The sequence below is a fragment of the Parasedimentitalea psychrophila genome (assembly GCF_030285785.1).
Classification (GTDB): domain Bacteria; phylum Pseudomonadota; class Alphaproteobacteria; order Rhodobacterales; family Rhodobacteraceae; genus Parasedimentitalea; species Parasedimentitalea psychrophila.
The window spans coordinates 2,468,028-2,491,260 of the sequence record NZ_CP127247.1 but is presented as its reverse complement, the minus strand read 5'-3'; the positions used below and the strand labels follow the sequence as shown (position 1 = coordinate 2,491,260).

Here is a 23,233-nt window from a genome sequence, read left to right as displayed (position 1 = left end):
CCGCATGCGGCGACGGGAAACACACTAAACTCAGCGCTGCAAACTCTGGACTGCAGGGCAGCCTCGGCGGGGTGACAAGTGGGTTCACCCTGTTATAAGGCGCGCAAACTCTCCGTTGACGATAGGATCGCATGATGACCATTCAGATTTTTGGACATAAATCCCCCGATACTGATTCCACCGGCTCGCCCATCATCTGGGCCTGGTACCTGAACGAGATCAAAGGCATTGACGCCGAGGCCAAACTGCTGGGCGAGCCCAACACCGAAGCCCTGTTCATGTTGGACCGCTGGAACCTGGACAAGCCGGAAATCATCACGGATGTTGCCGACGACCAGCCGGTGATCATCGTTGACACCAACAACCCGGCTGAGTTGCCCGCTAATATCAACGGCGCTGATGTTCAGGCCATCATCGACCACCACAAGCTGGTTGGCGGGCTGGAGACCAAAGGCCCGATCGACATCACCATCCGTCCGCTGGCCTGTACTGCCACCATCATGCTGGACCTGATCGGCGATGACGCTGCCAAGATGCCAAAGGAGATCATGGCAGCCGCCCTGACCTGCATCCTGTCCGACACCCTGGAGTTCCGCAGCCCCACCACCACCGATCACGACCGCGCCGTGGCCGAGACGCTGGCCGCCGATCTGGATCTGGACATCCCGACCTACGCCGCTGAAATGTTCGCCGCCAAATCCGACGTCTCGTCGTTCTCGGATGCAGAACTGCTGCGAATGGATTCCAAGGAATATGCTGTCGAGGGCACCAAGTTCCGCGTCAGCGTGCTGGAAACCACCGCTCCGGCTGTTGTGCTGGACCGCAAGGCCAGCCTGATGGACGCCATGAAAACCGTGGCCTCTGAGGACGGTGTCGAGCAGGTTCTGCTGTTTGTCATCGACATCCTGAACGAAGAGGCCACCCTGTTGGTGCCCAACGATCTGGTCAAAACCCTGGCCGAGAAAAGCTTTGGCGCCACTGTCAGCGGCGACACCGTGGTGCTGCCCGGCGTGATGAGCCGCAAAAAACAGATCATCCCCAACCTGAAGGTCTGATTGGCGGCCTTAAATTTGAATACTGAATAGGCGCCTTACCGGGCGCCTATTTCATTTTGGTCCAGATATGGTTGCTGCGCCAACAGGGTCACGCCCAAAGCCAAACCCGGTCATGCAGACAGATCCCCCCATCTGCGCATGGATATTGACAGCGGATTGCGCCATATGTCGATTTGAACCAGCTCAAGGACGCATCATGACCCAAATCATCTCCGCCCTCCCCGAGGTCTCTGATCGTTACAAGGCGTTGTTTGTTGATCTTTGGGGCTGCGTTCACAATGGCATCACCGCCTACCCCGAGGCGGTTGCCGCGTTGCAGGCTTACCGCGCTGCCGGTGGCATTGTGGTTCTGGTCACCAATTCGCCGCGCCCGCGCGCCGGGGTGGCCCAGCAACTGGCTGATTTCAACGTGCCCACAGACGCCTATGACACCATTGCCACCTCGGGCGATTCTGCGCGTTCAGCTATGTTTCGCGGCGCGGTTGGTGAGAAAGTCTATTTCATGGGGGAATGGGACCGGGACGCCGGCTTCTTTGAACCGCTGCATCTGTTGGAAAAACCCTGCGAGATCACCTCGGTTCCGCTGGCCGAGGCCGAGGGCATCGTGTGCTGCGGTCCGTTTGATCCCACCGCAGACCCTGAGGTAAACCGCGCCGATTTCCTGTATGCCAAGCAAAAGGGCCTGAAATTGCTCTGCGCCAATCCCGATATTATTGTCGACGTGGGCGAGACCCGCATCTGGTGTTCCGGGGCCTTGGCGAAACTCTACACCGAGATGGGCGGAGAGAGCCTGTATTTTGGCAAACCGCACCCGCCGATCTATGATCTGGCCCGCCGCCGGTTGCTGGAACTGGGCCTCGACATTCCTGACGCCGACATTCTGGCCATTGGCGATGGTCCCCACACCGATATCTCTGGTGGCATGGGCGAGGGCATCGATACCCTGTTCATCTCGGGTGGGCTGGCCGCAAAAGAGACCAGAACCGCCACTCAGCCCGATCCAGAGGCACTAAAGACCTATCTGGAGCAGCAGGGCTCAGCCCCGACCTATACCATTGGGCGCTTGCGATAGCCCAATTGGCTCTTGATTTTCTGCAGCTGCGAAGTAATAAAGTTGCGAAACGTTGAGGTCTGACGTTTGATAATTTCAAGAGCACCGAATCGGAGGCGATATGTTGGACAACCAGCCACGCGGAACCATCTGCATCGAAGACATCGAAATGGGCATGACCCGCTCGTTGCAAAAAGTGGTAACAGATCGCGACATCGAGATGTTCGCCGAGGTCTCGACCGACCGGAACCCGGTGCATCTGGATGATGACTATGCCCGCGACACCATCTTTCAGGGCCGGATCGCCCATGGGATGCTGACCGCCGGGTTGATCTCGGCGGTGATAGGCGAGCAACTGCCCGGACATGGCACCGTCTATATGGGCCAGACGCTGAAGTTCCTGGCGCCGGTGCGCCCCGGTGATCTGGTCCATGCCGAGGTCCAGGTGATCGACATTGATATCGCCAAGCGGCGGGTCAAGCTGGACTGCCATTGCAGCATCGACGGCAAAAAGGTTCTGATCGGCGAGGCCACGGTGCTGGCCCCCTCACGCAAATTCGACTGACCCCGGTGGTGGTGCGTGCCAGCACGCACCCTACGGCTGCGGCGGGTCAGCGTTTAGCTGCCGAGTATTGCAATACCGGTTGCCCCGGTGCCTTTCTCCATTACACTTCTTTGTGCCCGGCCCCTACCCCCCGGGGCCGTTATTGGATTTTGAGGACTGGACATGTTTGATCTAAAGACACTTTTTATCGGCGCAACACTGGCTGGACTGGCCACCACCGCAAGTGCTGGCGATGCACCGTTTTTACAATACGGCGAGGTTGACGGCTGGGTGGTCATTATCGACACCGAAAAAAGCTCTTGTCTGATCGAGAAGGCCGATGATCTGGGCCATGTGGTGCAGATGGGTCTGACCAAGGACCGCGGTATTGGCTATGTCGGTGTGTTCACCACCGCAGAGACCGACATCAAGAAGGGTGATACTCAGGCGGTGCTGATTTCGCTGGATGGCAACCTGTATGTCGGTCAGGCAACTGGCATGCGCGGCAATATCACCAAGGGCTACTCGGGTGGCTATATCCTATCTGATGACCCGCAATTTGTGGACGATCTGGCCCGCAAATATGTCATGGATGTGTTCCCAGAGAAGGCCTATGGCTTCGCGGTCGATCTGACCGGAACCTATAAAGCCATCGAACTGGCCCGCACCTGCAACCAGGAACAGCTGGGCTAATCCCTCGCATGACGAGCTGCGCCCGGGGATTGGGCACAGTGAACCGCCGCCTCGGACCTCTCCGGGGCGGTGGTTTTGCGTTTATCAGTTCGGCATTTCTATTTTCAGGTGGATGAAATGGCGGCGCCGCCCTGTGCGGAAATCGGAACAAGGCGTTACCCCCGCCCGGCCAAACCGGTTGGTCGGAGCCCGTGCCACCGGGCCCTGTTTCCTGCCTGTACGACACCGGGCGCGTAACTGCCCGGCGAAGGATCGATCAGCGACAACAGTGACAGCTGGGGATGAGGGTCCGGTGAAGGGGGCGTTCGCCCGGTTAACAGGCAATCAGGACCGAGCCGGTGCCCCAACAGCCCGGCTTCCCCCTGCCGCCAACCGCCCGGCCATGCCCCTGCCGGGCTTGTGCAGGTCCGGACCATTGTTTTTCCCTGACAGGCGACTTGAACCGTGCGGCCACTGCGGGTACGGATGCCCCCATGCGCACCATCCGAGACTATCAGTTTATAGAACCCCAAGACCGCGGCGCCAGCGTTGCGATTGGCAATTTCGACGGCCTCCATCGCGGCCATCAATCGGTGATTGATCTGGCCCGACAGGCGGCGCCTGACGCGCCGCTGGGGGTGATGTCGTTCGAGCCGCACCCGCGCGAGTATTTCGCGCCGGAGGCACCACCGTTCCGGCTGATGTCGCCCGAGGCCCGCGCCTCGCGGCTGGAGAAGCTGGGGGTGGACCGACTGTATCAGCTGAACTTTAACGCGGCATTGTCCGGGCTGACCCCTGAACAGTTCGCCCGGGATGTGATCGCCGAGGGTCTGGGGCTGGCGCATGTGGTGGTTGGAGCGGATTTCTGCTTTGGCAAGGGCCGCAGTGGCACGCCGCAGGATCTGCAACGCTTTGGCGCGCAGTTTGGCTTTGGCGTCACCATCGCGCCGCTGATGGAATATTCGCAACATACCGTGTCCTCGACCGCGATCCGACAGGCGCTGAGCGAGGCGCGACCGCGCGATGCCGCCGCGATGTTGAGCCATTGGCACCGCATCGAAGGTCGGGTGATTGGCGGTGAACAGCGTGGCCGAGAGCTGGGCTTTCCGACCGCCAATATGTCAATCGACGGGCTGCACCCACCGGCCTTTGGCGTCTATGCGGTGCTGGTGGATGTGCTGGATGGCCCCCATGCGGGGTCATACCACGGAGCTGCCTCAATGGGGGTGCGGCCGATGTTCGATGGCGATCACCCCAATCTGGAGACCTTCATCTTTGACTTCTCTGGTGATCTGTATGGGGCAACCCTGTCGGTTGGGCTGGTTGAGTTCCTGCGACCTGAATTGAAATTTGACGGGCTGGAGGCATTGATCACGCAGATGAATGCGGACTGCGCCACTGCCCGCGAGATATTGGCCAAGACATGACTGACGTGATCGACCGCACCGGGCTTGCCAAGCGTTTCTGGGAAAAGAAACCGCTGAACAAGATGAACCAAAAAGAGTGGGAAGCGCTGTGTGACGGCTGCGGCAAGTGCTGCCTGAACAAGCTGGAAGACGAAGACACCGGCGAGGTGGCGCTGACCCGGGTGGCCTGCCGGTTGCTGGACGATGCCAGCTGCCTCTGCGCCCAATATGACATCCGCCATAACTTTGTCCCCGAATGCATCGTGCTAAAGCCAAGCAACCTGGACAGTCACGCCTACTGGATGCCGCAGACCTGCGCCTACCGGCTGCTGTGGGAGGGCAAACCGCTGCCCGACTGGCATCCATTGCTGACCGGCACGCCGGACTCTGTGCACGCCGCCGGGGTCTCGGTCAAAGGCTGGACCGTATCGGAATTCGACACCCCGGAAGAAGACTGGGAAAACCATATTATCGAGGAACCAATCTGATGTATTTTGCCTCTGACAACTCTGGCCCGGTTCACCCGCATATTCTGCAGGCGCTGACGCAGGCCAATACCGGCTATGCCTTGGGCTATGGCGCCGATGCCCAGATGGAGACCTTGCGCGATACTCTGCGCGAGGTGTTTGAGGCGCCTGAGGCGGCGGTCTTTCTGGTCGCCACCGGCACCGCCGCCAATGCGTTGGCGCTGGCCACCCTGAGCCAGCCCTATCAGACCGTATTCTGTTCCGATGTGGCGCATATTCATGAAGACGAGTGCAACGCGCCCGAGTTCTATTCCGGTGGCGCCAAGCTGACCCTGGTGCCCTGCGGTGACAAGATGACCGCGCAGGGCCTGCGCAAAGCCATCGAGGCAGAAGAAACCCGCGGCGTACACGGGCCGCAGCGCGGCCCGGTGGCGATCAGTCAGGTGACCGAACGAGGGTCGGTCTATTCGCTGGAGGAATTGCGGGCGCTGACTGCGGTGGCGGCTGAGTTTGACCTGCCGGTGCATCTGGACGGGGCGCGCTTTGCCAATGCCATGGTGGCGCTTGATTGTACGGCGGCTGAGATGAGCTGGAAGGCCGGGGTAGATGCGGTCAGCTTTGGCGGCACCAAAAACGGCTGCATGGGGGTCGAGGCGGTGATCTTCTTTGACCCGAAACATGCCTGGGAATTTGAGCTGCGGCGCAAGCGCGGCGCACATCTTTTCTCCAAGACCCGCTATCTGGCGGCGCAGATGCTGGCCTATCTGCAACAGGATCTGTGGCTGGACAACGCCCGCAAAGCCAATGGCAACAGTGCCTATCTGGCTGAGCGGCTGCGCCAGGCCGGGGCTGAATTCCTGCACCGGCCCGAGGCCAATATGATCTTTGCCTCCCTGCCCCGCGCCAGCCACCAGCGCGCCTTTGACGCGGGCGCGTCATATCATCTGTGGGATGCACCGCTGCAAGGTCCCGGCGACGAGATGGTCGGCGCCCGGTTTGTTTGCGACTGGTCGATCAGCAGAGAGCAGATTGACCAATTTCTGGCGTTGATCTGAGATCGAGATCGAGGGATGGGGGCCAGCCCCCAAACCCCCGGGATATTTTTGGCCAGATGAAGAGCGGATCGGGCTGATAGGCCTGCGCCTCCAAAGCGGAGCCTGTGGAGCAACTAGGTGCTCCACAGGCTCCGCAACGCGGCGGCCACCTCGGCTGGGTGTGAGATCGACACCATATGACCGGCTCCTTGGATTACTGCAACGCGGGCATTTGGCAGCTGCCGCAGCAAGCCGGCATTGACCGATGGGATCACCGGGTTGGTCTCGGAGCCATGCAGCAGCAAGATTGGCATCGCAAGGCAATCCGCCCCGCCCGGAGCCAGCAATCCCCCGCGATCGGTGTGAACCGCCGGATCACAGGCCGGCACAATTTCAATCGCCCGCACCATTGCCGCACGGGTGGTCTCTGTCAGATCCGGCCATTTCGGCGCCCCCGAGCTCCACATCCGATTGAACAGGCGTGCGGCCAGCGCCGGGTCCCCCGCCATGAGCGCCTCGGTAAAGGGCCGGCTCTGCTCCTTTAGATCCCGCAGCAGGCCGACATCCTCAGCGGCGGCAAAGAACACCGGCTCGATCAGCGTCAGGCTGCGCACAAGGTCCGGCCGCCGGAGCGCCATCTGCAGCGCCACCGTAGCGCCAAAAGAATGGCCGACCAGATCCATCGGCTGGCTCAGCAGCGACAAGCCGGCTGCGACATTTCGATCCTGGAAATCACCCTGCTGATCCCAGTCCGGGCTCTTGCCATGGGTCAGCAGGTCAAAGGCCGTCAAGGTTGCCTCCTCGGACAGCTCAGCTGCCACCCCCCTCCAGGTGCCGGAATGGGCCAGCGAACAGTGCAAGGCCAGCACCGGCCTGGGGCCGGACCCGAAGCGGCGGCTGAACACCGGTTGCGGCACCGGTTGCGACACTGTGCGGCTAGCTATGTTCATGGCGCGCGGTCCGACAGGTGCTGATCCAGCTCCTCTAGCCGGTCCTGCCCCCAGAACCGGGCCCCATCATCGGTGATATAAAACGGCGCGCCGAACACCCCAGCGCTGACAGCTTCCTCGAGGTTTTGCGCATAGGTCTCGGCGCCGGTCAGCAATCCACTATCCGCCAGCGCGGCGTCGAAACCGGCGCTTTCGAGACATCCACGGATCACACCGTCCTCGGCGATGTTCTTGTCTTCAGCCCAGACTGCGCGGGTCAGGGCGTGATGCAGTTTGCCCAGATCGCCACCACCTGCGGTCTGCGCCGCAATAAAGGCATAAGACGACGGTGCCGGGTTGGTGGGCCAAAAGGCCGGTTTCAGGTTCAGCATCAGCCCGGCCTTCTTGGCCTGGCGCTGCATTTCGATCAGCCGGTATTGCTGACGCGAGGGATGACGATCCTTGGGAGGGCTGCCGCCGGTGCGGCCAAACAGCGCCATGATATCCAGCGGCTTATAGAGGATCTCGGCGCCATGCCGGGCTGCGATCTCCTCCAGCCGGGTGCCCGCGAGATAGGTAAAGGGCGACAGGGTGGAAAAATAGAAGGTGATCCGGGACATATTGGCTTTCTCCTGCCTAAGAACTTTGCGTGACGGTACGCCCATGCTAAGCGGTGTTCAATATCACGAATCCGTCACATTGCTTAGCTGCCTGGGGATATTCAGCTCATGCCGACACTAAACGAACCCAAACTCATATCTGGGAACGCAAACCAACCACTTGCCGAATCCATCAGCCGACGAATGAGCCTGCATCGCGGTGTCGATCAGGGTCTGGTTGATGCCCGCGTTGAACGGTTCAACGATGGTGAAATCTTTGTCGAGGTCTATGAAAATGTCCGCGGCGAGGACATGTTCATCATTCAGCCGACATCGAACCCGGCCAATGACAACCTGATGGAGCTGCTGATCATCGCCGACGCGCTGCGGCGCTCATCCGCACAGCGGATCACTGCGGTGATCCCCTACTTTGGCTATGCCCGTCAGGACCGCCGCACCAAGGCGCGCACCCCGATCACCGCCAAGCTGGTCGCCAATATGCTGGTCGAATCCGGTATCGAGCGGGTGCTGACCATGGACCTGCACGCGGCACAGATCCAGGGGTTCTTCGACATTCCCGTCGATAACCTATATGCCAGCCCGATCTTTGCGCTGGACGTCAAGAACCAGTTCAAGGACCGGATGAGCGAGCTGATGGTGGTGTCACCAGACGTGGGCGGTGTTGCCCGTGCGCGTGAGCTGGCCAAGCGCATCAATGCGCCGCTGTCGATCGTCGACAAACGCCGGGGCAAGGCAGGTGAAGTGGCCGAGATGACGGTCATTGGCGACGTCAAAGACAAGATCTGCCTGATCATCGACGATATGTGCGACACCGCCGGCACCCTGTGCAAGGCAGCCCAGATCCTGATGGATAACGGCGCCAAGGAAGTGCATGCCTATATCACCCACGGCGTGATGAGCGGCCCCGCAGTGGAACGCGTGACCAATTCGGTGATGAAGTCACTGGTGCTGACGGATTCGATCCAGCCGACCGAGGCAGTCCGAAACACACCCAACATCCGCATCCTGCCGACCGCACCGCTGTTCACCCAGGCGATCCTGAACATCTGGCACGGCACTAGCGTGTCGTCGCTGTTTGACGACAAGACGCTGATCCCGATCTACGAGTCGCTGTATGCCAACAATATCTGATCCGGACTACAATCCGATCAACGACCCCGTGCAGGTGACTGCGCGGGGTTTTGTTTTTTTGGGAGGGGGTAGCGTTCCCAAGCGACTACTTTGAAGCGAGCCCTTTTAGGCCTTGCAAGAGCTTCTTGTTCTCAGCGATCAAAATATCCAACTGTTTGACCTGTTTTTCAGACTGCGCCTTCATATTCGTCTGCATACGATCAAATTCCGCAAGAGGATCCCAAGTCACAGCCTTCGACCAAGCGTCCCAGCCCTGTCCGAATTTTCCCTTGATGATCTTGTCCAACAGCTTTTCATCCTGCGCTTTCATATAGGTTTTCGCCCAAAAGGATGGGCTGGATAAGTTAAAGAATGAGTCCGCAAGAATGCCAATTACGGCGATTCCCTTGCTCGAAGAAGAGGCCATTTTGCCAGCTCCCGCCCCTAACGCAGGCTCTACTGCAGTCAAACTCATTTTCCCAATCTCTTTGAGAATTTCCTTGTTGGCCTTGGCAAGTTCCGTCGTAGTCTGGGTTGCCGCCTTCAAGCCTATTGCGGAAATTTTTGCTACTGATAGCAATAAGGTAATGATCAGGGCAGCGCCATCAGCAGCATTCTTGGTCTTTTTGAACTTGCTCTTATAGGTACTGATCTCGCCGGCGAATTCTTTGGTGGTCGCAATCAGATCTTTGCGATTCCTCTCCAGACGCGAAAGACGTGCCTCTACGGTAGAAATCAAGGTTTTCAGATCCTTGCGTTTGTCAGGAGTTAACGCGAAATTCGGAATAACGACTTTATCACCTGGCTGGATCAAATCAGGTTTAGGTCGCGTCTTCCTGAACTTTGCGTTGACGGGATCCTTGTAGATCAATTCAAAATTTCTCACGCCGTAAAGTTGTGCAATCTTGGAAAGATTTTCACCTTTTTTAACCGTATGTATAGTTGTAGTTACCATTAAAATGAGCCCTAAAACAAATGATTCGCCAGTTACAGCTTTAAGTAGTTTAACCGTGGCGCACGATTAAGTACAAATGCTAATCCCAATGGGACTGGATTGTGCCAACGCCCTACTCCACGTCCCAGTCATCCTCAAACGCCAGTTCACCAATCGCCATCCACGAGACCCTGACGCGGGCGACTCGGCTGTCGGCCCAGGTTCGGAACACGATGTCGAAGCCGGCTGTTGTCACATTCTCAGCCACCAGTTCGGCGCGGATCGCCGCCGAGGTGTCCATATCCCACAGCGACATCGACAGCTGCACCGCCGGGGATGAGGCGAAGCCCTCGTCAAAGCGAACGGCCTTGCGGCGTTCGCGCTCGCCGGATCCGGTCCACATGGTACCGCCGGTTTCAAACTCGGCGAAAACCATCTCGTCGCCCTGAGCGATACCTGTGCGTGGGTTTCTGAGTCGCTTCATGTCATATCTGTTCCGCTTTCCCCCATCACAACCATAAAAGATAAATCAGGCAAGACTAGGGTAACGCCGAAAAAATCGCGCCGCAGTGACAGCCCTGAGCGGCCCGCCCCCTACCCCGCTTCACGGCCCCGTTTCACTGGCCCACTTCACTGGCCCACTTCACTGGCGGGCCAACAAAAAAGCCGGCCCACAATGGGGCCGGCTTTTGTATCTGTTCAAAACACAAACCCTTACAGGTTGATGTGCTCGCCCAGTGCTTCCATATCGGCCAGCAGCTTGGTGGCGTCGTCAACCAGAGAGTGATGCTCCTCTTTGGTCTCCTGCGCCGCTGCCTGGGCTGCGCGCGCAGCCTCGATCAGCTCGTCCAGGTGCTCCCGGGTCATCTCGGTCACCGGGATGGCCTTTTCAGCCAGCACCGACAGACCGTCCGCCCCGATTTCAGCAAAACCGCCCGACACAACATAGTCCGAGTTGCCCGCAGGGCTTTCGACCCGCAGAAGACCTGGACGCAGGGTGGTGATGGTTGGCGCATGCATCGGCATCGCCGTCATATCACCATCCGCACCAGGGATCTGAACCGCGGTCACCTGAAGCGAAGCTAGGCTTCGCTCCGGGCTCACGAGGTCGAATTGCATGGTATCAGCCATTACGTCCCTCCTTAGGCCGCGTCAGCAGCCATTTTCTCGGCTTTTGCGATCACGTCATCGATGCCGCCAACCATATAGAAGGCGCCCTCGGGCAGGTGATCGTATTCGCCAGCCACAACAGCTTTGAACGACGAGATAGTTTCTTCCAGCGGAACCTGCTTACCGTCAGCGCCGGTAAAGATTTTTGCAACGTCAAACGGCTGCGACAGGAAACGCTCGATCTTACGGGCCCGGGCGACGGCCAGCTTGTCGTCTTCTGACAGCTCGTCCATGCCGAGGATCGCGATGATATCCTGCAGCGATTTGTAACGCTGCAGGATCTGCTGCACGTCGGTCGCAACCGCATAGTGCTCTTCACCGATAACCAGCGGATCCAGCAGACGCGAGGTCGAGCCAAGCGGGTCCACAGCAGGGTAGATACCCTTTTCCGAGATCGAACGGTCCAGAACGGTGGTCGCGTCCAGGTGAGCAAACGAAGTCGCAGGTGCCGGATCGGTCAAGTCATCCGCAGGCACGTAAACGGCCTGAACGGAGGTGATCGAACCGGATTTGGTCGAGGAGATCCGTTCCTGCATCGCACCCATGTCGGTGGCCAGTGTTGGCTGGTAACCCACAGCAGATGGAATACGACCCAGCAGCGCCGAAACTTCGGAACCAGCCTGAGTGAAGCGGAAGATGTTGTCCACGAAGAACAACACGTCCGAACCGGATTCGTCGCGGAACTGCTCGGCCAGGGTCAGACCTGACAGCGCAACACGCATACGGGCACCTGGAGGTTCGTTCATCTGACCGTAAACCAGAGCAATCTTGGATTTCTCCAGATCGTCAGGAACGATAACGCCGGATTCGATCATCTCGTGGTACAGGTCGTTCCCTTCACGGGTCCGCTCACCAACACCGGCGAACACGGACACGCCCGAGTGCACCTTGGCGATGTTGTTGATCAGTTCCATGATCAGAACGGTTTTACCAACGCCGGCACCACCGAACAGACCAATTTTACCACCCTTGGTATAGGGCGCCAGCAGGTCGATGACCTTGATGCCGGTGGTCAGAATTACGGTCTCGGTGGACTGCTCGGCAAACGTTGGAGCGTCGCCGTGGATCGGGCGGGTTTCAGTCGCCTTGACCGGGCCTTTTTCGTCAACCGGATCACCGGTCACGTTGAGGATACGGCCCAGGGTGGCAGTGCCAACTGGCACCTGAATCGGAGCGCCTGTGTCTTCGACAGGGGCGCCGCGAACCAGACCTTCGGTCGCGTCCATTGCGATGGTACGGACGGTGTTTTCGCCCAGGTGCTGAGCAACTTCCAGCACCAGTTTCTTGCCATTGTTGACGGTGGTTACCGCGTTCAGGATCTGTGGCAGATCATCCTCGAACTGTACGTCAACAACGGCGCCAATGACCTGAGTCACTTTGCCTTTTGCATTAGCCATGTTTCGTCTCCGGTTGTCTCTTAGAGCGCCTCAGCGCCCGAAATGATTTCAATCAGCTCGTTGGTGATCGCAGCCTGACGTGTACGGTTGTACTTGATTGTCAGCTGGTCGATCATGTCACCCGCGTTGCGGGTTGCATTGTCCATCGCGCTCATCCGGGCACCCTGTTCGGACGCCCCATTTTCCAGCAGCGCAGCAAAGATCTGAGTGGCCACACCACGCGGCAGCAGGTCAGCCAGAATGGCCTCTTCGCTGGGCTCGTAGTCGTAGACCGCACCGTCACTCTCACCTTCCACCGCCTCGAAAGACGCCGGGATGATTTGCTGTTCGGTCGGGATCTGGGTCACCACGTTGACGAACTCCGAGAAGAACATCGTGGCAACGTCGAAGTCACCCGCATCAAAGCGGCCCAAAACGTCCCGAGCGATGTCCTGCGCGTTGACATATCCAACACGTTTGACCTCACTCAGATCGACGTGACCGACATAAGCGTCGCCCAGATCGCGTTTCATGTTGTCACGGCCCTTTTTACCAACGGTCAGGATCTTGACCGTCTTGCCCGCAGCTTTCAGGTCTTGCGCCTTCAGCCGCGCCAATTTGGCGATGCTGGAGTTGAAGCCACCACAGAGGCCCCGCTCGGAGGTCATGACGACCAGGAGATGGGTCTGATCACTGCCCGTTCCACGCAACAACAGCGGCGCCGAGGCGCTACTGCCGACCGAAGATGCCAGCCCTGCCATCACGGCGTTAAACCGTTTGGTGTAGGGGCGTGACTCTTCGGCAGATTCCTGGGCGCGGCGCAATTTTGCGGCCGCGACCATCTGCATGGCTTTGGTGATCTTGCGGGTCGATTTGACCGACTCGATCCTGTTTTTAAGGTCTTTAAGATTTGGCATTGCCGCCTCCCTTCCTTAAGCGAAATCAGCGGCGAATTCGTCCAGCGCAGCTTTGATCTTGGTCTCGGCGTCGCCCTTGATTTTGGGGTCTTCCTCGGTGATCCAGTCCAGCAGATCCTGGTGCTTGCTGCGCAGGTGCGCCAGCATACCAGCCTCATAGCGGCCGACCTCTTTGACGTCGACCTTGTCCAGATAGCCTTTGGTACCGGCAAAGATGACGCAGACGATTTCAGAGTTGGTCAGCGGCGAATACTGCGGCTGCTTCATCAGCTCGGTCAGACGGGCACCCCGGTTCAGCAGCTGCTGAGTGGAGGCATCCAGATCGGAACCGAACTGCGCAAATGCAGCCATTTCACGGTACTGAGCCAGTTCCAGCTTCACCGGACCAGCAACCGACTTCATGGCGTTGGTCTGCGCGCTTGAACCCACACGAGACACCGACAGACCGGTGTTCACAGCCGGACGGATGCCCTGGTAGAACAGTTCGGTTTCCAGGAAGATCTGACCGTCGGTGATCGAAATCACGTTGGTTGGAATAAACGCCGAAACGTCGCCACCCTGGGTTTCGATGATCGGCAGCGCAGTCAGCGAGCCATTGCCGTGGTCGTCGCCCAATTTGGCCGAACGCTCCAGCAATCTGGAGTGCAGATAGAACACATCGCCAGGATAGGCTTCACGGCCCGGTGGGCGACGCAGCAGCAGCGACATCTGACGGTAGGACACAGCCTGCTTGGAGAGATCATCATAGACGATCAGCGCGTGGCGGCCGTTGTCGCGGAAGAATTCAGCCATTGCAGTGGCGGCATAAGGTGCCAGGAACTGCATGGGGGCTGGGTCGGACGCGGTTGCGGCCACCACGATGGTGTATTCCATCGCGCCGGATTCTTCCAGCTTCTTCACCAGCTGTGCAACTGTCGACCGCTTCTGGCCGATGGCTACATAGATGCAGTACAGCTTCTTGCCTTCGTCGTCGCCAGCGGCTTCGTTGGAGGATTTCTGGTTCAGGATCGCGTCCAGAGCCACGGCGGTTTTGCCGGTCTGACGGTCACCAATGATCAGCTCACGCTGGCCACGGCCAATTGGGATCATCGCGTCAACCGACTTCAGGCCAGTTGCCATCGGCTCGTGAACCGATTTACGCGGGATAATGCCAGGCGCTTTGACGTCGGCAATGCCGCGCTCGGTAGCTTCGATCGGACCCTTGCCGTCGATCGGGTTGCCCAGACCGTCCACAACACGACCCAGCAGACCATTGCCGATTGGCACGTCCACGATCGAGTTGGTGCGCTTGACTGTGTCGCCTTCTTTGATGTCCCGGTCGGAGCCAAAGATAACGATACCGACGTTGTCGCTTTCCAGGTTCAGCGCCATGCCCATGATGCCACCGGGGAATTCGACCATTTCGCCAGCCTGAACATTGTCCAGACCGTAAACGCGGGCGATACCATCACCGACGCTCAGCACGCGACCGATTTCAGCCACTTCGGCTTCTTGACCAAAGTTCTTAATCTGGTCTTTCAGGATTGCAGAAATCTCTGCAGCTTGGATACCCATTTATCCGACCTCTTTCATTACATTCTGGAGGGAATCGAGCTTGGAGCGGATCGAGCTATCGATCATCTTCGAGCCGACTTTGACGACGAGACCGCCGATGATGCTCTCATCGACAGTTGCATTTATAGTAACTTTTTTGCCCACGCGGGCGGTCAGCGTCTTGGCCAACTTTTCGCTTTGGGTCTTGGTCAGCGCCTTGGCCGAGGTCACATCTGCTGTGACTTCACCACGGGCCTCTGCCAATTGGCTACGCAGCGCCACAATCAGCGCCGGAAGAACAAACAGGCGGCGGTTTTCAGCCATCAGTGCCAGCGCATTGCTGATCATGGGATCGAGCCCCATTTTGGCAGCAATCGCAGTGATCGCACCGCCCTGCTCGTCGCGCGATACAAGCGGCGAGTTGATCAGGTTGCGCAGATCAGCACTATCAGCCAGCGTGGCGTCCAGATCATTGATGCTGGTTTCAAGACCACTCAGGGCCTTATTCTCTTCTGCAATCTCAAAGATCGCAGTGGCATAGCGCGCGGCAATGCCTGCGGAAATCGAAGCTGGTTCGGACACATCCACCCTTCCGATACTGGCCCCGGTTAGCTGACCTTGCGGCGGCATCCGGGGGCGTGAGTCAGCCCTCCCATCACGGAAGGACGATAAAATCAGCGTGGATGTAACAGAGCCATAGCCACCAAGCAACATTATATAGCGGTGACGCCAAAAGTGCTTAATTGAATATTTTCAACATGTTAGGCCAAGTGCGACCCTTTGCACCCCCCGAATGGACAGAAAAAGGTAACACTTTTGCAAGTTTTTTCCGGCTCCAGGGGGCACAAAAGCCAAACATCGGTTGTGGATAACACGTCCCGGGCCCCATTCTCTGGCCACAGCGGCCCGTTTCAAGCGGATCGCGGCGCAAACGGGGAATCAACCGCGAGGGGGGCGGGTCACGCCGGTTTTGGCATTGGATTGGACAGCCCCTCCAGCACCCGGATGCGGCTGCGCGCCTTGACCTTGGTTGCCAAGCCGCGCGGCTGATGGATCTGTTTGCTGACCTCGACCAGAAACACGCCGCCAGCCAGCACCGTTGGCAATTGCCGCCCCATCTTTTCGATCGCCGGCCCGGATTTCAGCCAGAATCGCCGCATTGATGGCAATTGGTACAGGGCGGCGGCATGACGTTCGGTGGTGAACTGATGCGCCCTGAGCTGGCTTTCCAGCTGGCCAAGCGTATAGGGGCGCCCATAGCCAAACGGCGTCTTGTCTGACCGCGACCAGAGCCCGGCCCGGTTGGGCACCACAAAGATGGCGCGACCACCCGGCCCCAGCACCCGCCAGCATTCCTCGAGCAGTTTGGCAGGATGATCCGAGGTCTCCAGCCCATGCATCACCAGCAGCCGATCCACCCGGCCGGTATCCAGCGGCCAGCGAGTTTCTTCGCACAGCACCGAGACATTGGGCAGTCCGGCGGGCCATTGCATCACCCCCTGCGGCCCCGGCATCAGCGCCACCACCCGGCGGGCCTCGGGCAGATAGGGACGCATCAATGGCGCCGCAAAGCCAAACCCCGCCATGGTCTGCCCCATCGCATCGGGCCACATTTGCAGCAACCGCGACCGGATCGACGCCTGTGCCGCCCGCCCTAAGGTGCTGCGGTAGTAAAAATTTCTCAAGTCCTGCACATCAAGATGCATTGCGGGTGTCCGTCGATTCAGTCAATCTGACCCACAGTTTAACCATGAAAAGGCGAATGACCATGCCTCTTGAGATCATCACTGTCCCCTGCCTGTCAGATAACTACGCCTTTCTGCTGCACGCAGCCGATAGCGGCCTGACCGCTCTGGTCGATGCCCCCGAAGCCGCCCCCATCAGGGCTGAACTCGACAAGCGCGGCTGGCAGCTCGATTTTGTGCTGCTGACCCATCACCACTGGGATCACATTGATGGCCTGGAGGAGTTGCGCCAGATCTACCAGCCCAGCGTCGTCGGCGCCGAGGCCGATGCCCACAGATTGCCGCCGCTGGATCTGGCGGTGAAAGAGGGCACTGCCTATTCGTTGCTGGGAGAGGACGTGCAGGTCATCGAGGTGCCGGGCCACACCATTGGCCATGTCGCCTTTCACCTGCCCAAGTCGAAGGCGCTGTTTACCGCTGACAGCCTGATGGCTCTGGGCTGCGGGCGGCTGTTCGAGGGCAGCGCGGCGCAGATGTGGCAGAGTCTGGGTAAGCTGGCGGCGCTGCCGTCTGAAACCGTGGTTTATTCAGGCCATGAATACACGCAGTCCAACGGCGCCTTTGCCTTGACGATCGAACCGGACAACCCCGCATTGCAGGCCCGCGTCGCCGATATCGCCAAAGCACGTGCAACCGGCAAAGCAACGGTGCCCTCATTGCTGTCGCTGGAATTGGCGACAAATCCGTTCCTGCGCGCCGGACAGGACAAGTTAAAGCAAGCCATTGGCATGGAAGGCATTGATTCAGAACTGATTTTCACTGAGATCCGCAAACGGAAAGACGCCTTTTGACGGATCCCCCAGCTGTGAAAAAAAGCACGTCTCCAAGGAATGTGACCATTATTTACAAGAAAAGCCTTGAAGCTACGGCTGTATCAACCAAAATCTAACACTATGAGGACATGGTTGGTACTAGGGAAGATTGGTAAACCTACGATCTCTCCACCGACCCAAGACAGAGGAGCACGCCCGTGCCTTCATTCTCGAGCACACTAGAAACCGCCATCCATGCCGCGCTTGCGCTGGCCAACGAAAGGCGTCACGAATTCGCCACCTTGGAGCATCTGCTGCTGTCGCTTCTGGACGAGCCAGAAGCCGCCCGCGTCATGCAGGCCTGCAGCGTTGATCTGACTGAACTGCGCAAGACCCTGGTGGAATTTGTCGATGAAGACCTGGCCAATCTGGTCACCGACATCGACGGCTCCGAAGCGGTGCCAACGGCCGCCTTCCAGCGGGTGATCCAGCGCGCTGCGATCCACGTTCAAAGTTCAGGCCGCACCGAAGTGAGCGGCGCCAATGTGCTGGTGGCAATCTTTGCCGAGCGCGAAAGCGACGCCGCCTATTTCCTGCAGGACCAGGAAATGACCCGCTATGACGCGGTCAACTATATTGCCCATGGCGTCGCCAAGGATCCCGCCTTTGGCGAGCCACGCCCGGTAACCGGCGCCCATGACCCGGATGATGAAATCCAGACCGTCACCGAAGAGGACAAAAAGGAAAGCGCGCTCGACAAATACTGCGTCGACCTGAACGCCAAATCGCGCGAGGGTGAAATCGACCCGTTGATCGGCCGCGACCAGGAGGTCGAGCGCTGCATCCAGGTGCTGTGCCGCCGCCGCAAGAACAACCCGCTGCTGGTGGGCGACCCTGGTGTTGGCAAAACCGCCATCGCCGAAGGTCTTGCCCGCAAGATCGTCGCCGGTGAAATCCCAGAGGTGCTGTCGAAAACCACCATATTCTCGCTCGACATGGGGTCGCTGCTGGCCGGCACCCGCTATCGCGGTGATTTTGAGGAACGCCTGAAAGCAGTGGTCACCGAGCTGGAGGCCCATCCGGACGGGGTTCTGTTCATTGACGAGATCCACACGGTGATTGGCGCCGGGGCCACCTCGGGCGGGGCAATGGATGCCTCGAACCTGCTGAAACCCGCGCTACAGGGTGGCAAGCTGCGCACCATGGGGTCGACCACCTACAAGGAATTCCGCCAGCACTTTGAAAAGGACCGCGCCCTGGCGCGTCGGTTCCAGAAAATCGACGTCGATGAGCCCTCGGTTGATGATTCAGTAAAGATCCTGCGCGGGTTAAAACCGTATTTCGAGGAGCATCACGGCACCAAATACACCTCGGAAGCTATCAAGACGGCGGTGGAATTGGCGGCGCGTTATATCAATGACCGCAAGCTGCCCGACAGCGCCATTGACGTGATCGACGAAGCCGGCGCCGCCCAGCATCTGATCATCGAAAGCAAGCGCCGCAAGACCATCGGTGTCAAAGAGATCGAGGCGGTGGTGGCCAAGATTGCCCGCATCCCGCCCAAGTCGGTTTCCAAGGACGATGCCGCAGTGCTGAAAGATCTGGAGAAATCCCTCAAACGGGTGGTGTTTGGTCAGGACAAGGCCATTGGCGCCCTGTCCTCGGCGATCAAACTGGCCCGTGCCGGCCTGCGCGAACCGGAAAAACCCATTGGCAACTACCTGTTCACCGGCCCCACTGGCGTCGGCAAAACCGAGGTGGCCAAACAGCTGTCCGATATGCTGGGGCTGGAACTGCTGCGGTTCGATATGTCCGAATACATGGAGAAACACGCGGTCTCACGCCTGATCGGTGCGCCTCCGGGCTATGTCGGCTTTGATCAGGGTGGCTTGCTGACCGACGGTATTGACCAGCATCCGCATTGCGTGTTGCTGCTGGACGAGATCGAAAAGGCACATCCGGATGTGTTCAACATCCTGCTGCAGGTGATGGACCACGGCGAGCTGACCGACCACAATGGCCGCACGGTGAATTTCCGCAATGTGATCCTGATCATGACCTCTAACGCCGGCGCTTCGGAAATGGCAAAATCGGCCATTGGCTTTGGCCGGGACCGCCGCGAGGGCGAGGATACAGCCGCGGTTGAACGCACCTTCACGCCAGAGTTCCGCAACCGTCTGGACGCGGTGATCTCCTTTGCGCCGCTGCCCAAAGAAGTGATCATGCAGGTGGTCGAAAAATTCGTGCTGCAACTCGAAGCGCAATTGCTGGATCGCCATGTCTCGATCGAGCTGACCCGCCCGGCCGCCGAATGGATTGCCAACAAGGGCTATGATGACAAGATGGGGGCCCGGCCACTGGCCCGCGTCATCCAGGAGTACATCAAGAAACCGCTGGCCGAAGAGCTGCTGTTTGGCAAGCTCGCCAAAGGCGGGCTGGTCAAGGTTGGCATCAAGGATGGCGCCCTGGATCTGCGCATCGAAGGCCCCGTCAAGCCAAGGATCTCGGGCGACAAGCCACCGCTGCTCACCGCGGATTGATGCTACGGCTTGCCCTTCTGGCCCTGATACTCACGCTCGCCCCCCCTGTGGGGGCGAGCGATTTTATGTTGCGCCTGCCCCTTGACTGCACCCTTGGCCAGACTTGTTTCATCCAGCACCAGGTTGACCGGGATCCCGGCCCGGCTGTGACCGACTATCACTGCGGCGGGCTGAGCTATGATGGCCATAACGGCACTGATTTCCGCCTTCCCACATTGGCCGACATGGAGCGTGGCGTTGCTGTGCTGGCTTCCGCCCCCGGTGTGGTGCGCGGAATGCGCGACGGGGTGGCAGATGTCGGGCCAACCGCTGCCACGGCAGGCAAGGAATGTGGCAATGGCGTGGTGTTACGCCACGCAAATGGCTGGGAAACCCAGTATTGCCATATGAAATCCGGCTCGCTCCGGGTGGAGCCCGGCCAGCGGCTGACAGCGGGCACCGTTTTGGGCCAGGTCGGGCTAAGCGGCAAATCCGAGTTCCCGCATCTTCACCTGACCCTGCGCCGGGATGGCACTGTGGTGGATCCGTTTGATCTGTCGGATTTTCCGACCTGTGGTGAACAGGGCGCAAGCCTGTGGCAGCAGCCGATGCCCTATCAGGCCGGCGGGTTGTTGGGGGTGGGTTTCAGCACCGCGGTGCCACAGTATTCAGAGATAAAGGCCGGAACCGCGGCTCAAGGTCCGCTGCCCGCCGATGCACCCGCCCTTGTGGTCTGGGCGCATGCCTTTGGCGGCCAATTGGGCGACATTCTGAGCTTGACTGTCGACGGGCCCACGGGGCGATTGGTCGATCACCGCGCCCCGCTGACCAAGAACCAAGCTGAATTCTTTCGGGCGGCAGGCAAACGGCTAAAAGGCGACACATGGCCCAGCGGAGACTACGTTGGAGCCGCGACGCTGATCCGCTCAGGCGCCGAAGTCAGCCGTTCTGAAAGTCTGATGCGCATTCCCTGAGGCCGCCCTATTTCTCGGTGAATTTCAGCTCAATCCGGCGATTTTGTGCCCGGGCCTGGGGGGTGTCATCCGTGTTAACGGGCTGGTATTCGCCAAAGCCATTGGCCGATAACCGACCCGGAGGGATGCCCAGGATTTCAACCATGAACCGCACCACCGACAGCGCCCTGCCCTGACTGAGCTCCCAGTTGTCGGAATATTTGGAATGGCCAACCAGCGGCCTGTCGTCGGTATGGCCGTCAACCCGGATCACCCAGTCGATACTGGCCGGAATATCGCCTGCGACACTGCGCAATATATCGGCCACCTTGGCAATCTCCACCTCGCCTTCGGACGACAAATTGGCACCCCCCGGCGGAAACAGAACCTCAGAGGAGAACACAAAGCGATCGCCTTCGATGCGGACGCCCTGCTGATTGCCCAACACATCGCGGAGACGGCCGAAAAACTCTGACCGGTAGTGTTCCAGATCCTCGGCCCGGCTCTCCAGATCGGCAGCCCGGTTTGCCAATTCAATCGCTTCGGCCTGCAGCCGCTTGCGCTCGGCCTCTTCCAGCAGGCGGCTTTTGCGCTCTTCCGAGGCCGCCCGGGCCAAGGCAGTGTTCAGATCCTTGCCCAGGTTTTGCAATTGCACCTGCTGCGCCACATCACGGGCCTGACCGTCATCCAGCAGCGTCTGCAAACTGCCAAGCTGGTTTCGCAACGCTGCGACCTGCTGGTTCAGCAATGCGGTCTGGCGCTGCGCCTTGGCTGAGATTTCTTTTTCTCCCGCCAGTGTCGCGCGAGCCTGTGCCAGCAGCGCGGCGCGTTGTTGCGCCAGCGACAGCTGCTCGGCGGCGCGGGTCTCGGCGTCGGATTGCTGCGCAAGGGCGGCCAGCAGGCGGCTTTGCAACACCTCCTGATCCGAGGCCGAGACCTGCGCCCGCTCCAAAGCGTCCAGAGCCTCCAGAAGACGGCTTTCCACCGCCGCCCGCTCTTGCTGGGTTGAACTGGCGGCGGATCGCATCGCCGCAAGGTCGGCGCGCGACTGATCCAGTTGTGACAAAAGCCCGGCCTCGGCGCTGGCGGCATCCGCCTGCACCTGCGCCAGACGCTGTTGCAACCCCCGCTGTTCGGCCTCTGCCGTCGCCTGCAGCGTGGCAATCTGGGCTTCCAATCCGGCCCGCAGCGCCGCCTGTTCGCTCTGCAAGCGCTGCAATTCATCCTGATAGTCGGACTGCGACTGCAGGCTGCTGGCGCGCTGGCTGGCCAGTTCTGCCGCCAGCGCATCCCCGGTCTGCGCCGCCTGTTGCCGGGCCAGAGCCAGCTCTGCTGTCAACCGCTCACGGCTGGCGGCGCTGTCAGTGCGAATGCGGCCCAGCTCGACCTCCAGCGCAGTGACCCGCGCCGCCGCTGCGGATTGGGTGACCTGCATCTGGGCCAGCACCCGGGTCAGCCGCTCGGCCAGCTCATCGCGCTCGCGGGTCTGTGCCCGCGCCGCCTCGATTGCAGTCAGCGCCTCGGCCAGTTTTGTATCCAGCGCCTTTTGCGCCACATTTGCGGCCGCCAGCAGGGTCAGCGTGTCTTCGGCATCCTGTCGCTGAGCCTCAAGCGCCAGTGTCATCGCGGTGAGTTCGCTGTCGGCATTGGCCAGTTTTTGACGCAACGCCTCGGCGGCGGCGGCTTCGACCAGCCGCGCTGCCTCTTCGTCGCTGAGCTGTTGTCGCGCCTGTGCCAAGGCCGCGGCGCGCTCGTCACTGAGCTGTCGGGATCCGGTCAGTTCGGCGTCGCGCACGTCACCTTCTTGCTCAAGCCCGGCGATCAGCGCCTCAAGCGCCTCACGTTTGGCCGCCGCCAGACGCGCCGCTTCAACTTGTAAATCAATTTCACCCCGGCTCTGCGCCAGCGCCAGATTAAGTGCTTCTTGCTCGGACAGGAGATCCGCGCGGGCCATTTCGAGCGCCTGTTGGTCGGCCTGCAGGGTGGCAATATTGGCATTTGCCTGATCCCGGTTCGCCAACAAAGTCGCCACCTGGGCCTCAAACGAGGTGATCTGTGCCGAGGCATCCGCCAGCTCTGACGCCTGGCGGTCGCGCTGCGAGGTCAGCGAGGCAATCAGCGTCGCCTGTTCGCCCAGTTGCGCCTGACTGCGGTCCAGATCTGTTTGGGTGTCATTCAGAGTGGCATTCAGCGCCCCCAGCCGGGCGTCCAGCTGGTTGTTGGCGCGCTCTTCCAGTCCCAGCGCACTGGCCAGCGCCCCCACCTCACCGGCCAGCGAGTCCAGCTCGGTTTCCTGATTTGAAATGGTATCGCGCAGCACAAATTGGACGATCATGAAAATCGTGATCAGGAACATCAGCACCAGCAACAGCCCGGTCATCGCATCGACAAACCCCGGCCAGATCGAGGCCTGGAATCGTTGTCCGGAGCGCCGAGACAGGCCCAT

Annotated in this window: 22 protein-coding genes; 11 read left to right on the top strand and 11 right to left on the bottom strand. The window is 59.7% G+C overall.

Annotated elements, in window-relative coordinates; translation table 11 throughout:
* Positions 1–134 precede the first annotated feature (134 nt).
* From QPJ95_RS12120 to QPJ95_RS12090, 7 genes are all read left to right on the top strand, one after another.
* Positions 135–1,055 carry a manganese-dependent inorganic pyrophosphatase gene (locus QPJ95_RS12120; RefSeq protein WP_270917985.1) on the top strand — a complete coding sequence of 307 codons (921 nt, stop codon included), beginning with the start codon at positions 135–137 and terminating at the stop codon, positions 1,053–1,055.
* Positions 1,056–1,251: 196 nt separating this feature from the next.
* Positions 1,252–2,127, top strand: coding sequence for a TIGR01459 family HAD-type hydrolase (locus tag QPJ95_RS12115; RefSeq protein ID WP_270917986.1), 876 nt, complete (start codon positions 1,252–1,254; stop codon positions 2,125–2,127).
* Between the two features lie 100 nt (positions 2,128–2,227).
* A complete protein-coding gene (locus QPJ95_RS12110) occupies positions 2,228–2,671 on the top strand; it encodes a MaoC family dehydratase (protein ID WP_270917987.1) in 444 nt (147 codons plus the stop codon).
* A gap of 162 nt (positions 2,672–2,833) precedes the next feature.
* Entirely contained in the window at positions 2,834–3,343 is a 510-nt protein-coding gene (locus QPJ95_RS12105) for a hypothetical protein (protein WP_270917988.1), read from the top strand.
* Between the two features lie 473 nt (positions 3,344–3,816).
* The gene (locus QPJ95_RS12100; protein ID WP_270917989.1) at positions 3,817–4,749 is read left to right on the top strand and encodes a bifunctional riboflavin kinase/FAD synthetase; all 933 of its coding nucleotides are present in this window, start codon (positions 3,817–3,819) and stop codon (positions 4,747–4,749) included.
* Positions 4,746–5,216, top strand: coding sequence for a YcgN family cysteine cluster protein (locus tag QPJ95_RS12095; protein WP_270917990.1), 471 nt, complete (start codon positions 4,746–4,748; stop codon positions 5,214–5,216). Before QPJ95_RS12100 ends, QPJ95_RS12095 begins: the two co-directional genes overlap by 4 nt.
* Entirely contained in the window at positions 5,216–6,250 is a 1,035-nt protein-coding gene (locus QPJ95_RS12090) for a threonine aldolase family protein (protein WP_270917991.1), read from the top strand. Before QPJ95_RS12095 ends, QPJ95_RS12090 begins: the two co-directional genes overlap by 1 nt.
* A 113-nt stretch (positions 6,251–6,363) precedes the next feature.
* Here QPJ95_RS12090 and QPJ95_RS12085 read toward each other — a convergent pair whose 3' ends face one another.
* Together QPJ95_RS12085 and QPJ95_RS12080 are read right to left on the bottom strand one after the other, a co-directional pair.
* Positions 6,364–7,179 carry an alpha/beta fold hydrolase gene (locus QPJ95_RS12085; RefSeq protein ID WP_270917992.1) on the bottom strand — a complete coding sequence of 272 codons (816 nt, stop codon included), beginning with the start codon at positions 7,177–7,179 and terminating at the stop codon, positions 6,364–6,366.
* Positions 7,176–7,778 (bottom strand): 2-hydroxychromene-2-carboxylate isomerase, encoded by a 603-nt coding sequence (locus tag QPJ95_RS12080; RefSeq protein WP_270917993.1) that lies wholly within the window; start codon positions 7,776–7,778, stop codon positions 7,176–7,178. The genes QPJ95_RS12085 and QPJ95_RS12080 overlap by 4 nt, the downstream gene beginning before the upstream one ends.
* A 108-nt stretch (positions 7,779–7,886) precedes the next feature.
* Here QPJ95_RS12080 and QPJ95_RS12075 point away from each other — a divergent pair, with 108 nt between their 5' ends.
* Entirely contained in the window at positions 7,887–8,909 is a 1,023-nt protein-coding gene (locus tag QPJ95_RS12075) for a ribose-phosphate pyrophosphokinase (RefSeq protein ID WP_270917994.1), read from the top strand.
* A gap of 85 nt (positions 8,910–8,994) precedes the next feature.
* On the opposite strand, the gene QPJ95_RS12070 is transcribed toward QPJ95_RS12075, so the two are convergent.
* From QPJ95_RS12070 to QPJ95_RS12035, 8 genes are all read right to left on the bottom strand, one after another.
* Positions 8,995–9,843 (bottom strand): LysM peptidoglycan-binding domain-containing protein, encoded by an 849-nt coding sequence (locus tag QPJ95_RS12070; RefSeq protein WP_270917995.1) that lies wholly within the window; start codon positions 9,841–9,843, stop codon positions 8,995–8,997.
* Between the two features lie 112 nt (positions 9,844–9,955).
* The gene (locus QPJ95_RS12065; protein WP_270917996.1) at positions 9,956–10,306 is read right to left on the bottom strand and encodes an H-type lectin domain-containing protein; all 351 of its coding nucleotides are present in this window, start codon (positions 10,304–10,306) and stop codon (positions 9,956–9,958) included.
* 230 nt (positions 10,307–10,536) lie between these two features.
* Complete coding sequence (locus QPJ95_RS12060) at positions 10,537–10,953, bottom strand: F0F1 ATP synthase subunit epsilon (protein WP_270917997.1); 417 nt, start codon at positions 10,951–10,953, stop codon at positions 10,537–10,539.
* 11 nt (positions 10,954–10,964) lie between these two features.
* Positions 10,965–12,389 (bottom strand): F0F1 ATP synthase subunit beta, encoded by a 1,425-nt coding sequence (gene atpD, locus QPJ95_RS12055; protein ID WP_270917998.1) that lies wholly within the window; start codon positions 12,387–12,389, stop codon positions 10,965–10,967.
* Between the two features lie 20 nt (positions 12,390–12,409).
* The gene (locus tag QPJ95_RS12050) at positions 12,410–13,285 is read right to left on the bottom strand and encodes a F0F1 ATP synthase subunit gamma (protein ID WP_270917999.1); all 876 of its coding nucleotides are present in this window, start codon (positions 13,283–13,285) and stop codon (positions 12,410–12,412) included.
* Between the two features lie 15 nt (positions 13,286–13,300).
* On the bottom strand, positions 13,301–14,839 hold the full coding sequence (gene atpA, locus QPJ95_RS12045) for a F0F1 ATP synthase subunit alpha (protein WP_270918000.1): 1,539 nt from the start codon (positions 14,837–14,839) through the stop codon (positions 13,301–13,303).
* Positions 14,840–15,400, bottom strand: a complete 561-nt coding sequence (locus QPJ95_RS12040) for a F0F1 ATP synthase subunit delta (RefSeq protein ID WP_270918001.1) — start codon at positions 15,398–15,400, stop codon at positions 14,840–14,842.
* A 377-nt stretch (positions 15,401–15,777) separates the two neighbouring features.
* Positions 15,778–16,524: a class I SAM-dependent methyltransferase gene (locus QPJ95_RS12035; RefSeq protein WP_270918002.1), complete on the bottom strand. Its 747-nt coding sequence runs from the start codon at positions 16,522–16,524 to the stop codon at positions 15,778–15,780.
* A 62-nt stretch (positions 16,525–16,586) separates the two neighbouring features.
* Here QPJ95_RS12035 and gloB point away from each other — a divergent pair, with 62 nt between their 5' ends.
* The 3 genes from gloB (at position 16,587) to QPJ95_RS12020 (ending at position 20,808) form a co-directional block, all read left to right on the top strand.
* Positions 16,587–17,354, top strand: a complete 768-nt coding sequence (gene gloB, locus QPJ95_RS12030; protein WP_270918044.1) for a hydroxyacylglutathione hydrolase — start codon at positions 16,587–16,589, stop codon at positions 17,352–17,354.
* Positions 17,355–17,533: 179 nt separating this feature from the next.
* A complete protein-coding gene (gene clpA / locus QPJ95_RS12025) occupies positions 17,534–19,855 on the top strand; it encodes an ATP-dependent Clp protease ATP-binding subunit ClpA (RefSeq protein ID WP_270918003.1) in 2,322 nt (773 codons plus the stop codon).
* 65 nt (positions 19,856–19,920) lie between these two features.
* Positions 19,921–20,808, top strand: a complete 888-nt coding sequence (locus tag QPJ95_RS12020; protein WP_270918004.1) for a M23 family metallopeptidase — start codon at positions 19,921–19,923, stop codon at positions 20,806–20,808.
* A 7-nt stretch (positions 20,809–20,815) separates the two neighbouring features.
* Here QPJ95_RS12020 and QPJ95_RS12015 read toward each other — a convergent pair whose 3' ends face one another.
* Positions 20,816–23,233, bottom strand: coding sequence for a peptidoglycan -binding protein (locus QPJ95_RS12015; RefSeq protein ID WP_270918005.1), 2,418 nt, complete (start codon positions 23,231–23,233; stop codon positions 20,816–20,818).

What these genes read in the sequence shown, in the direction of transcription:
- QPJ95_RS12120 (WP_270917985.1), top strand. Translation starts at nt 135, where the DNA reads ATGACCATTCAGATTTTTGGACATAAATCCCCCGATACTGATTCCACC.
- QPJ95_RS12115 (WP_270917986.1), top strand. Translation starts at nt 1,252, where the DNA reads ATGACCCAAATCATCTCCGCCCTCCCCGAGGTCTCTGATCGTTACAAG.
- QPJ95_RS12110 (WP_270917987.1), top strand. Translation starts at nt 2,228, where the DNA reads ATGTTGGACAACCAGCCACGCGGAACCATCTGCATCGAAGACATCGAA.
- QPJ95_RS12105 (WP_270917988.1), top strand. Translation starts at nt 2,834, where the DNA reads ATGTTTGATCTAAAGACACTTTTTATCGGCGCAACACTGGCTGGACTG.
- QPJ95_RS12100 (WP_270917989.1), top strand. Translation starts at nt 3,817, where the DNA reads ATGCGCACCATCCGAGACTATCAGTTTATAGAACCCCAAGACCGCGGC.
- QPJ95_RS12095 (WP_270917990.1), top strand. Translation starts at nt 4,746, where the DNA reads ATGACTGACGTGATCGACCGCACCGGGCTTGCCAAGCGTTTCTGGGAA.
- QPJ95_RS12090 (WP_270917991.1), top strand. Translation starts at nt 5,216, where the DNA reads ATGTATTTTGCCTCTGACAACTCTGGCCCGGTTCACCCGCATATTCTG.
- QPJ95_RS12085 (WP_270917992.1), bottom strand. Translation starts at nt 7,179, where the DNA reads ATGAACATAGCTAGCCGCACAGTGTCGCAACCGGTGCCGCAACCGGTG.
- QPJ95_RS12080 (WP_270917993.1), bottom strand. Translation starts at nt 7,778, where the DNA reads ATGTCCCGGATCACCTTCTATTTTTCCACCCTGTCGCCCTTTACCTAT.
- QPJ95_RS12075 (WP_270917994.1), top strand. Translation starts at nt 7,887, where the DNA reads ATGCCGACACTAAACGAACCCAAACTCATATCTGGGAACGCAAACCAA.
- QPJ95_RS12070 (WP_270917995.1), bottom strand. Translation starts at nt 9,843, where the DNA reads ATGGTAACTACAACTATACATACGGTTAAAAAAGGTGAAAATCTTTCC.
- QPJ95_RS12065 (WP_270917996.1), bottom strand. Translation starts at nt 10,306, where the DNA reads ATGAAGCGACTCAGAAACCCACGCACAGGTATCGCTCAGGGCGACGAG.
- QPJ95_RS12060 (WP_270917997.1), bottom strand. Translation starts at nt 10,953, where the DNA reads ATGGCTGATACCATGCAATTCGACCTCGTGAGCCCGGAGCGAAGCCTA.
- atpD (WP_270917998.1), bottom strand. Translation starts at nt 12,389, where the DNA reads ATGGCTAATGCAAAAGGCAAAGTGACTCAGGTCATTGGCGCCGTTGTT.
- QPJ95_RS12050 (WP_270917999.1), bottom strand. Translation starts at nt 13,285, where the DNA reads ATGCCAAATCTTAAAGACCTTAAAAACAGGATCGAGTCGGTCAAATCG.
- atpA (WP_270918000.1), bottom strand. Translation starts at nt 14,839, where the DNA reads ATGGGTATCCAAGCTGCAGAGATTTCTGCAATCCTGAAAGACCAGATT.
- QPJ95_RS12035 (WP_270918002.1), bottom strand. Translation starts at nt 16,524, where the DNA reads ATGCATCTTGATGTGCAGGACTTGAGAAATTTTTACTACCGCAGCACC.
- gloB (WP_270918044.1), top strand. Translation starts at nt 16,587, where the DNA reads ATGCCTCTTGAGATCATCACTGTCCCCTGCCTGTCAGATAACTACGCC.
- QPJ95_RS12020 (WP_270918004.1), top strand. Translation starts at nt 19,921, where the DNA reads ATGTTGCGCCTGCCCCTTGACTGCACCCTTGGCCAGACTTGTTTCATC.
- QPJ95_RS12015 (WP_270918005.1), bottom strand. Translation starts at nt 23,233, where the DNA reads ATGGGCCTGTCTCGGCGCTCCGGACAACGATTCCAGGCCTCGATCTGG.